Raw genomic sequence first — 8,700 nt, 5'->3', positions numbered from 1 at the left:
CCGCTGTCAACTGCCTTTTTCACCGCTTCCGACCTTGAAGATCGAAACCCTTCCAACTCATCTGAAACGCTCAACTTATTGATTAACAAGGAGTTTATCGTTTCGGCTGCGCCGGAAGTGGGGCGAATTATAGACACTACAGATCTGCCGTCAACCCCCAATTCAAAAAACCGTCATAACTCCACTTACAAGCGTTCTTCTCTATAAGAAGAACGACTACACCACACCCGCGGCGTGAAGCTGGTCATAGGTAAGGGCGTCCATGTTCAGCAGCTGTTGCAGTACTTCCCTGGTGTGTTCGCCCAGCAGAGGCGGCGCATGCCGATACTCCACAGGGCTGGCACTGAGCCGCAGGGGACTGGCAACCGTCGGTACGGTGCCAGCCAGCGGATGCTGCATATGGATCGCAAGCTCCCTGGCCACTACCTGGGGGTCGGCAAATACCTGGGACAGGTCGTTTATAGGCCCGCAGGGCACACCGGCAACTTCCAGCTCGGCCACCCACTGCTCGGTGGTCCTGAACACGGTCGTTTGACGGATGAGAGGAATCAGTTGCTTGCGGTTGGCGACTCTCTGCTGATTGGAAGCGAATCGGGGGTCGCTTGCCCATTCCGGGTGACCCGCTACCCGCGCGAACTTGGCGAATTGACTATCGTTGCCCACGGTCAGGATGAAGTCGCCATCGGCCGTGGGAAAATCCTGGTAAGGCACGATGTTGGGATGGGCATTGCCCAGACGCTCAGGCGCCACCCCTGTCGTGAGGTAGTTCATGGCTTGGTTGGCCAGGCAGGCTACCTGCACATCCAGTAGGGCCATGTCGATCTGTTGTCCGCCGCCGCCCTTGTCGCGATGCGCCAGCGCGGCCAGCATGGCAACGGTTGAGTACAGGCCGGTGAGGATATCGGTCAGAGCCACGCCCACCTTGGCAGGCCCGGCTCCGGGTTCGCCGTCCGCCTTGCCGGTGAGGCTCATCAGGCCACCCATGCCTTGCACCATGAAGTCATAACCGGGGCGCGCTGCATAGGGGCCGGTCTGACCGAAACCAGTGATGGAGCAGTAGATCAGTTGCGGGTTCACAGCGCTGAGTGATGCGTAGTCCAGGCCGTAGGCGGCGAGCCCGCCTACTTTGAAGTTCTCGATGAGAATGTCGGAGCCGGCAGCGAGATCGCGCACCAACTGCTGCCCTTCGGGCCGAGTGAAGTCGATGGTGACCGAGCGCTTGTTGCGGTTGGCCGCGAGATAATAGGCCGCTTCACCCGTGCTGTTACCTGCTTGATCAGCGAGGAACGGTGGCCCCCAGGCCCGGGTGTCGTCACCGCGGCCCGGGCGTCCGACCTTGATGACCTCGGCGCCGAGGTCGGCCAGGATTTGCCCGGCCCATGGCCCGGCGAGTACCCGCGACAGGTCGAGAACACGCAGATGCGAAAGGGCGCCCATGACGACCTCCTATCAATAGAAGGCTTGGAGGCCGGTTTGCGCCCGCCCCAGGATCAAGGCATGCACGTCGTGAGTACCCTCATAGGTATTGACCACCTCCAGATTGACCAGATGACGGGCCACGCCGAATTCATCGGAAATACCGTTGCCGCCCAGCATGTCCCTGGCCATGCGCGCGATATCCAGGGATTTGCCACAGGAGTTGCGCTTCATGATCGAGGTGATCTCTACCGCCGCCGTGCCTTCATCCTTCATGCGGCCCAAACGCAGGCAGCCTTGCAGGGCCAGGGTGATCTCGGTCTGCATGTCAGCCAGCTTTTTCTGGATGAGCTGGTTGGCCGCCAGTGGCCGACCGAATTGCTGGCGATCCAGAGTGTACTGCCGGGCGGCGTGCCAACAGAACTCGGCAGCGCCGAGCGCCCCCCACGAGATGCCGTAGCGCGCCGAATTGAGGCACGTGAACGGACCTTTGAGGCCACGCACATCGGGAAACATGTTTTCTTCAGGCACGAACACGTTGTCCATGACGATCTCGCCAGTGATGGACGCGCGCAGGCCGACCTTGCCGTGGATCGCAGGTGCACTGAGCCCGGCCCAGCCTTTTTCCAGAATGAAGCCGCGGATATCTCCCGCATCGTCCTTGGCCCACACCACGAATACGTCGGCAATCGGACTGTTGGTGATCCACATCTTGCTACCGCTCATGCGGTAGCCGCCTTCGACCTTGCGCGCCCGCGTAACCATCGCGCCAGGGTCTGAGCCATGGTCGGGCTCGGTCAAGCCGAAGCAGCCGATCCACTCACCGCTGGCCAATTTGGGAAGGTATTTCTGCTTTTGCGCCTGAGTTCCGAATTCATTGATCGGCACCATGACCAACGACGACTGCACGCTCATCATCGAACGATAGCCAGAGTCCACCCGCTCGACCTCACGGGCGATAAGGCCGTAGCACACGTAGTTGAGGCCACTGCCGCCGAACTCTTCGGGGATGGTCGCGCCGAGCAGACCCATCTCGCCCATCTCGCGAAAGATGGCAGGGTCGGTGGTTTCGTGGCGAAAGGCCTCCAGTACTCGCGGCATCAGCTTGCCTTGAGCGTATTGCTCGGCAGAGTCGCGCACCATGCGCTCTTCCTGCGTGAGTTGTTGGTCCAGCAGCAGTGGGTCGATCCAGTTGAAGCTTGCCATGTGCGCGTCCTCGGGAAAGCTGTATGAGATGAGAGTAGGTGTCCACGCTGTGGCGAGCAAAGGAGGATTAAGCATGAGCTTGTGATAATTTCTCACTCCGTGAACATGCTGTGGCAAGGACAGCCGATAATGGAGTGAGGAACAGTTACATGCGCAGACGAATTCCCAGTACCGCGGCACTGATCTGCTTCGAAGCGGCGGCACGCCATGAGAGCTTTACCAAAGCAGCCACGGAGCTGTTCCTGACCCAAGGCGCAGTGTGTCGGCAGATCGCCAACCTCGAGCAATTTCTCGACGTGCGACTGTTCCGGCGTTCGAAGCGTGGCGTGAAGCTCACCGAGGCCGGGCTGTCATACAGCCGCCGGGTGGCCGCGCAGCTCGATGCCGTGGAGCGCGAGACACTGGCGGTGATGGGGCAGCAAGGTGCCAGTACCCTGGAGTTGGCCGTGGTGCCGACCTTCGGTACGCAGTGGCTGTTGCCGCGCCTGAAGGACTTCCAGCGGCATCACCCGCAGATCACGGTCAACCTGACCAACCGAACACGACCTTTCCTGTTTGCCGACACCGACTTCGACGCGGCGATCTACTTTGGCGATGGTGAGTGGCCGGGGACACAGACGAGCAGGCTGATGGAGGAGCACCCTGTGCCGGTCTGCAGCCCGGCCTTGCTGGAAGGGCAGCCGGCGCTGGCGCCGGCACGCATTGCCGAGCTTGCACTGTTGCAACAAAGCACACGTCCCTATGCATGGCGGCAATGGTTTGCGAGCCTTGAGTTGAACGTGTCCCGTGACCTCGGCGGGCCGCGCTATGAACTATTCGCCATGCTGGCACAGGCTGCGGTCCACGAGATGGGGCTTGCGCTCATTCCGCCGTTCCTTATCCAGCGTGAGTTGCGTGAGGGCAGCCTGGTCATTGCCAATACCCATGAGTTGCGCAGCCCCAAGGCTTACTACCTGGCCATACCGGAAAGGCATCGCGAGCTGGCGGCGCTGCGGATCTTTCGCGACTGGTTGATGCAGCAAGCAGAGGATTATCACCAACCCCCGCCACATCCAGTGCGTGAAAGCCGGTAGTGGTGATCCATAGGAACCTACAGATATACGTTTCTGGCGCGTTGATGAAACCTTATGAAAACGGTCTTTTTTCCTCTCGAGCCTTTGCTAGATCTGCATATGGCGTGTTTTTGACGCGCCACGGACTGCAGCCAATAAATATTTCGCAAAATATTTCTAGCTATCCTGTTCTGCCTGTAATGCCCGGGCCAGAGGGCCTGAGGCGGTGTCGGCGTGACATTCGGTCACAGCGTGACTTGTAGTGCTTTTTGCGTATCGCTCCATAACCTGTTGAAGCCGCTCGTCGGGGCCTGCAAAATGCCGCGGCCCGCCGCTCTCAGGCGGTATCGCGCTGATGGCGCTCTGGCACGATGGCCATGGCCAGGGCTTGGGTACGACCAGGAAAAAGATCCAGCAGGAGATATAACGTGCACATTGGTGTTCCTCTCGAAACGCAGCAGGGCGAAACACGTGTAGCCGCTACCCCGGAGACCATCAAGAAGCTGGTCGCTCAAGGCCATGCGGTGACGGTCGAACATGGTGCGGGGGTTCTCGCCAGCGTGACCGACGATGCCTACCAGGCCGCTGGCGCGACCATTGGCAGTGCTGCCCAGGCATTTGCCACGCAACTGGTGCTCAAGGTCAATGCGCCCAACGACGCAGAGTTGCTGCACATGCCTACCGGTACAGTACTGCTGGGCATGCTCAACCCGTTCAACAACGCGTTGATCGCCAAGATGGCCGAGCGAGGCATCAGCGCCTTTGCCCTGGAAGCGGCCCCTCGCACTTCACGTGCACAGAGCCTGGACGTGCTGTCTTCGCAAGCCAACATTGCCGGCTACAAGTCGGTATTGCTGGCCGCTCATCACTATCCGCGCTTCATGCCGATGCTGATGACTGCCGCCGGTACCGTCAAAGCGGCTCGCGTGCTGATTCTGGGCGCTGGCGTGGCGGGGTTGCAGGCCATCGCCACCGCCAAGCGCCTGGGCGCGGTGATCGAGGCCTCCGACGTGCGCCCGGCAGTCAAGGAGCAGATCGAATCGCTGGGCGCGAAGTTTCTCGATGTGCCGTATGAAACCGACGAGGAGCGTGAATGCGCCGTCGGTACCGGCGGCTACGCCCGACCCATGCCTGCCAGCTGGATGCAGCGTCAGGCGCAAGCGGTTCACGAGCGCGCCAAACAGGCTGACATCGTCATCACTACCGCGCTGATTCCCGGCCGCAAGGCACCCACTCTGCTTGCTGCCGAGACAGTGGCGCAGATGAAGCCGGGCTCGGTGGTCATCGACCTGGCGGCGCTGCAAGGCGGCAACTGCCCGCTGACCGTGGCCGATCAGGTCGTGGTGCACAACGGCGTGACCATCGTCGGCCCGACCAACCTTCCGGCGCAGGTCGGCGCCGATGCTTCGGCCCTGTATGCGCGCAACCTGCTGGACTTCATGAAGCTGCTGTTCGACAAGGACGGGCAGTTCACCATCAACCTGGAAGACGACATCGTCGCGGCATGCCTGATGTGCCGCGATGGGCAGATCGTGCGCAAGAACGGCTGAGGACAACGACAATGGAAGACATGCTGATCTCCCACGGTATCTACAACCTGATCATTTTCGTGCTGGCCATCTACGTTGGCTACCACGTGGTCTGGAACGTGACACCGGCGCTGCATACTCCCCTGATGGCCGTGACCAACGCCATTTCGGCCATCGTCATCGTTGGCGCCATGCTCGCCGCAGCGCTCACCGTGACGCCCCTGGGCAAGACCATGGGCACGCTTGCGGTTGCGCTGGCAGCGGTGAACGTATTCGGTGGGTTCTTGGTGACCCGACGGATGCTGGAGATGTTTAAGAAGAAAGCACCGAAAGCGAAGGATGAGGCGTCCAAACAATGAGCATGAACCTGGTTACGCTTCTTTATCTGGTGGCATCGGTTTGCTTCATCCAGGCATTGAAGGGCCTGTCCCATCCGACCACGTCCCGCCGTGGCAATCTGTTCGGCATGCTGGGCATGACGCTCGCCGTGCTTACGACGGTCGGCCTGATCTACAAGCTGGGCGCAGAACTGGCCACCGCCGGGATCGGCTACGTGCTGGTCGGCCTGCTGGTTGGCGGTACTGCCGGGTCGATCATGGCCAAGCGCGTGGAAATGACCAAGATGCCGGAACTGGTGGCGTTCATGCACAGCATGATCGGACTGGCAGCGGTGTTCATTGCCATCGCCGCCGTGGTCGAGCCGCAATCCCTGGGCATCGTCGCGCAGCTCGGCGACCCGATCCCGACTGGCAATCGCCTGGAGCTGTTCCTCGGCGCGGCAATCGGCGCCATCACTTTTTCCGGTTCGGTGATCGCCTTCGGTAAGCTGTCCGGAAAATACAAGTTCCGCCTGTTCCAGGGTGCGCCCGTGCAGTTTTCCGGGCAGCACAAGCTGAACTTGCTGATGGGTCTGGGCACCTTGCTGTGCGGCCTGATCTTCATGTTCACCGGCAGCTATGCCGCCTTCGGCCTGATGCTGGCATTGGCGTTCGTGCTGGGCGTGCTGTTGATCATCCCGATCGGCGGGGCGGACATGCCGGTGGTGGTGTCGATGCTCAACAGCTATTCGGGCTGGGCGGCGGCGGGTATCGGTTTCTCGCTCAACAACTCGATGCTGATCATCGCCGGATCGCTGGTGGGCTCCAGCGGGGCGATTCTCTCCTACATCATGTGCAAGGCGATGAACCGCTCGTTCTTCAATGTCATCGGCGGTGGCTTCGGCGCCGTTGCAGACGCGGGCCCGGCGGGCGCCAAGGAGGCGCGGCCGGTGAGATCGGGATCGGCAGATGACGCCACGTTCCTGCTGACCAACGCCGACACCGTGATCATCGTGCCGGGCTATGGTTTGGCAGTGGCCCGCGCGCAACACGCGTTGAAGGAACTGACGGAAAAACTGACCCATGCCGGGGTGACCGTCAAGTATGCGATCCACCCGGTGGCCGGGCGCATGCCGGGACACATGAACGTGTTGTTGGCGGAGGCCGAAGTGCCTTACGACCAGGTCTTCGAGATGGACGACATCAACTCCGAATTCGGCCAGGCCGATGTGGTGCTGGTGCTGGGTGCCAACGACGTGGTCAACCCTGCGGCCAAGAACGATCCGAAGTCGCCCATTGCCGGTATGCCGATCCTGGAAGCGTTCAAGGCCAAGACCATCATCGTCAACAAGCGCTCGATGGCCAGTGGTTACGCGGGCCTGGACAATGAGTTGTTCTATCTGGACAAGACCATGATGGTATTCGGTGACGCGAAGAAGGTCATCGAAGACATGGTAAAGGCCGTGGAATAGCATTCCAAGCCCACGCACCCGATGGGCTGCCGTACTGAAAAGCCCCGCCCCATGGCGGGGTTTTTCATTGGAGAAGGAGAACAGCTGGCAGAGCCAAACGAGCGCTGCGGACCCGTAGGCGCTCAGCACTGCAATGGCGCACCGATCTGGGTGAAATGAGTACCGGGTTGCTTACCCACACATACAGTTGCGGGCTGCAGTAACTGAGTTTTTGTGCAACATGAGCAGAGATCGCACCGAATAAACTCAACTGTACTACTGTACTGGTAAAGAAATGAGAATCAAGGCAACTCGGCACCCGAAATTCACGTAAAATGCATTAAATTGGTGCAGACCCATACAGTTGCCTCATTCGAGAGCAAGACAGTTGGGTTTAACAGCTAACTGACTGCACACAATACAGGTGAACTGTGCCTACTGTTATGGACGGCGAGCGTGGAAAATGGGTACCAGATAAACCACTACTCAGCCCCGCCACAAGCGGAAGGATGTACATCATGGAACGTACCCTCAGTTCCGACCTGTTCCAGGCCAACACCCAAACTGCCCAAACTTCGGCTCCTTTGCGTTTCTTCGCCAACCTGATGCTTTGGCAGCGCCGTATCGCCAGCCGTCATCAACTGGCTCGTCTGGATGCTCGTCTGCTGGCCGATGCCGGTATCAGCGAAGCCCAGCGTTGCGAAGAGTTGAGCAAGCCGTTCTGGCGTTGATGCAACGCCCCGCTGGTAACAGAGCCTGAAGGCCGAACCAGCACCGAATTCAAGAAACCCGTCGCGGTCTACGCTGACGGGTTTTTTTTCGCCTGCGTGAAACAGGACAAGTACAGTTTTTGGTTATTGATTTATAACCATAACAGTTGAGTCATTGCTCGGTTGGCGTGGTCGGAGTGCTGGCGCCCGAGGCTTCCAGGCGCTCTAATAAGCTTTATAGCGCTCAAACCTCGTTCAGACCTGGAGATTCATCATGACCCGTAATCATTTGCTGAGTGCCGCCGTACTGTTGGCTCTGGCCAGTGGCGCACAGGCCTCAAGCTTCGTCGTCACTACCGATGCACTGGTGCGTGGCGTCAACGCGTCGACCAACGCCACCTCCGATCTGTCTTCCTCGCTGCGTGACGACAAGATCGTCCGTGAAGCGCGGGATGACGCTGCAAGCTTCGTGGCCAGCCAAGGCGACATTCGTGGCGTGAAACTGGAAAGTGCCTTTGCCCACATCCGCAAGATTGCACCTCAGATGCAAGCCAGCGACGCCCAACTGGCACAGGCGATTCTTGCCATCTGATGCGCTGCAGCGAGCACTGCCCGAGATGAAACATCCGGCAGGCTACTGGCCGCCGGACATTGGAGGTGGTCCTCGCGCAGGCATTGGGCTAGCCTTGCCGACCCGACCGCTCGACACCTGAAACCTGATGCGTTATTTGCCATTCTTGCTCGCCCTCTGGACGTCGTCGGCTGCGGCCTTCGATGTGAGCCTGCAGTCGTCGGTAATCACCTTGTACGTGACCAGCCAGGTCACCACGGCACCGTTCGATCGCAAGTTGATTCTGTCTGCCCGGGACGATGCTGCCTGCTTCGTCGCCAGCGGCGGGCAGAGCCGTGGCGCACGGCTCGAAGCGGCCATGGCCGTCATTCGCCGGGCGCACCCTCGGATTGCCGCCGACGACCTTGAACTGGCGCAGGCAATACTCGTCCAATAAACACCTCGTATT

At 60.0% G+C, this 8,700-nt stretch carries 10 protein-coding genes; 8 read left to right on the top strand and 2 right to left on the bottom strand.

Features of this window, described 5'->3' with window-relative positions:
- The coding region (locus tag IFT57_RS26880; RefSeq protein WP_207106058.1) for a hypothetical protein at positions 1-207 on the top strand (207 nt) is incomplete at its 5' end.
- 9 nt (positions 208-216) lie between these two features.
- Here IFT57_RS26880 and IFT57_RS24800 read toward each other — a convergent pair.
- Both IFT57_RS24800 and IFT57_RS24795 read right to left on the bottom strand, forming a co-directional pair.
- Complete coding sequence (locus tag IFT57_RS24800) at positions 217-1,437, bottom strand: CaiB/BaiF CoA transferase family protein (RefSeq protein WP_192153004.1); 1,221 nt, start codon at positions 1,435-1,437, stop codon at positions 217-219.
- 12 nt (positions 1,438-1,449) lie between these two features.
- On the bottom strand, positions 1,450-2,622 hold the full coding sequence (locus tag IFT57_RS24795) for an acyl-CoA dehydrogenase (protein ID WP_192153003.1): 1,173 nt from the start codon (positions 2,620-2,622) through the stop codon (positions 1,450-1,452).
- A gap of 149 nt (positions 2,623-2,771) precedes the next feature.
- Between IFT57_RS24795 and gcvA the strand changes: the two genes are divergently transcribed.
- From gcvA to IFT57_RS24760, 7 genes are all read left to right on the top strand, one after another.
- Positions 2,772-3,695 (top strand): transcriptional regulator GcvA, encoded by a 924-nt coding sequence (gene gcvA / locus IFT57_RS24790; protein ID WP_192153002.1) that lies wholly within the window; start codon positions 2,772-2,774, stop codon positions 3,693-3,695.
- Positions 3,696-4,102: 407 nt separating this feature from the next.
- Positions 4,103-5,224: a Re/Si-specific NAD(P)(+) transhydrogenase subunit alpha gene (locus IFT57_RS24785; protein ID WP_192153001.1), complete on the top strand. Its 1,122-nt coding sequence runs from the start codon at positions 4,103-4,105 to the stop codon at positions 5,222-5,224.
- An 11-nt stretch (positions 5,225-5,235) separates the two neighbouring features.
- Positions 5,236-5,562, top strand: coding sequence for an NAD(P) transhydrogenase subunit alpha (locus tag IFT57_RS24780; RefSeq protein WP_122714883.1), 327 nt, complete (start codon positions 5,236-5,238; stop codon positions 5,560-5,562).
- Complete coding sequence (locus IFT57_RS24775; protein WP_122714882.1) at positions 5,559-6,992, top strand: NAD(P)(+) transhydrogenase (Re/Si-specific) subunit beta; 1,434 nt, start codon at positions 5,559-5,561, stop codon at positions 6,990-6,992. The genes IFT57_RS24780 and IFT57_RS24775 overlap by 4 nt, the downstream gene beginning before the upstream one ends.
- 497 nt (positions 6,993-7,489) lie before the next feature.
- Positions 7,490-7,702: a DUF1127 domain-containing protein gene (locus IFT57_RS24770; RefSeq protein ID WP_122714881.1), complete on the top strand. Its 213-nt coding sequence runs from the start codon at positions 7,490-7,492 to the stop codon at positions 7,700-7,702.
- A 253-nt stretch (positions 7,703-7,955) separates the two neighbouring features.
- A complete protein-coding gene (locus IFT57_RS24765) occupies positions 7,956-8,273 on the top strand; it encodes a DUF2388 domain-containing protein (protein ID WP_122796611.1) in 318 nt (105 codons plus the stop codon).
- A 127-nt stretch (positions 8,274-8,400) separates the two neighbouring features.
- Entirely contained in the window at positions 8,401-8,688 is a 288-nt protein-coding gene (locus IFT57_RS24760; RefSeq protein WP_192153000.1) for a DUF2388 domain-containing protein, read from the top strand.
- The last annotated feature ends 12 nt before the right edge of the window (positions 8,689-8,700 follow it).

Source organism: Pseudomonas sp. CFBP 13719, assembly GCF_014842095.1.
Classification (GTDB): domain Bacteria; phylum Pseudomonadota; class Gammaproteobacteria; order Pseudomonadales; family Pseudomonadaceae; genus Aquipseudomonas.
Note: the sequence above shows the minus strand (reverse complement) of the source record. Positions and strands in the feature narration are given on the sequence as shown.

Excerpts from the sequence above, each read along its gene's own strand:
- gcvA (WP_192153002.1), top strand. The coding sequence starts at position 2,772 with ATGCGCAGACGAATTCCCAGTACCGCGGCACTGATCTGCTTCGAAGCG.
- IFT57_RS24765 (WP_122796611.1), top strand. The coding sequence starts at position 7,956 with ATGACCCGTAATCATTTGCTGAGTGCCGCCGTACTGTTGGCTCTGGCC.
- IFT57_RS24800 (WP_192153004.1), bottom strand. The coding sequence starts at position 1,437 with ATGGGCGCCCTTTCGCATCTGCGTGTTCTCGACCTGTCGCGGGTACTC.
- IFT57_RS24775 (WP_122714882.1), top strand. The coding sequence starts at position 5,559 with ATGAGCATGAACCTGGTTACGCTTCTTTATCTGGTGGCATCGGTTTGC.
- IFT57_RS24770 (WP_122714881.1), top strand. The coding sequence starts at position 7,490 with ATGGAACGTACCCTCAGTTCCGACCTGTTCCAGGCCAACACCCAAACT.
- IFT57_RS24760 (WP_192153000.1), top strand. The coding sequence starts at position 8,401 with ATGCGTTATTTGCCATTCTTGCTCGCCCTCTGGACGTCGTCGGCTGCG.
- IFT57_RS24795 (WP_192153003.1), bottom strand. The coding sequence starts at position 2,622 with ATGGCAAGCTTCAACTGGATCGACCCACTGCTGCTGGACCAACAACTC.
- IFT57_RS24780 (WP_122714883.1), top strand. The coding sequence starts at position 5,236 with ATGGAAGACATGCTGATCTCCCACGGTATCTACAACCTGATCATTTTC.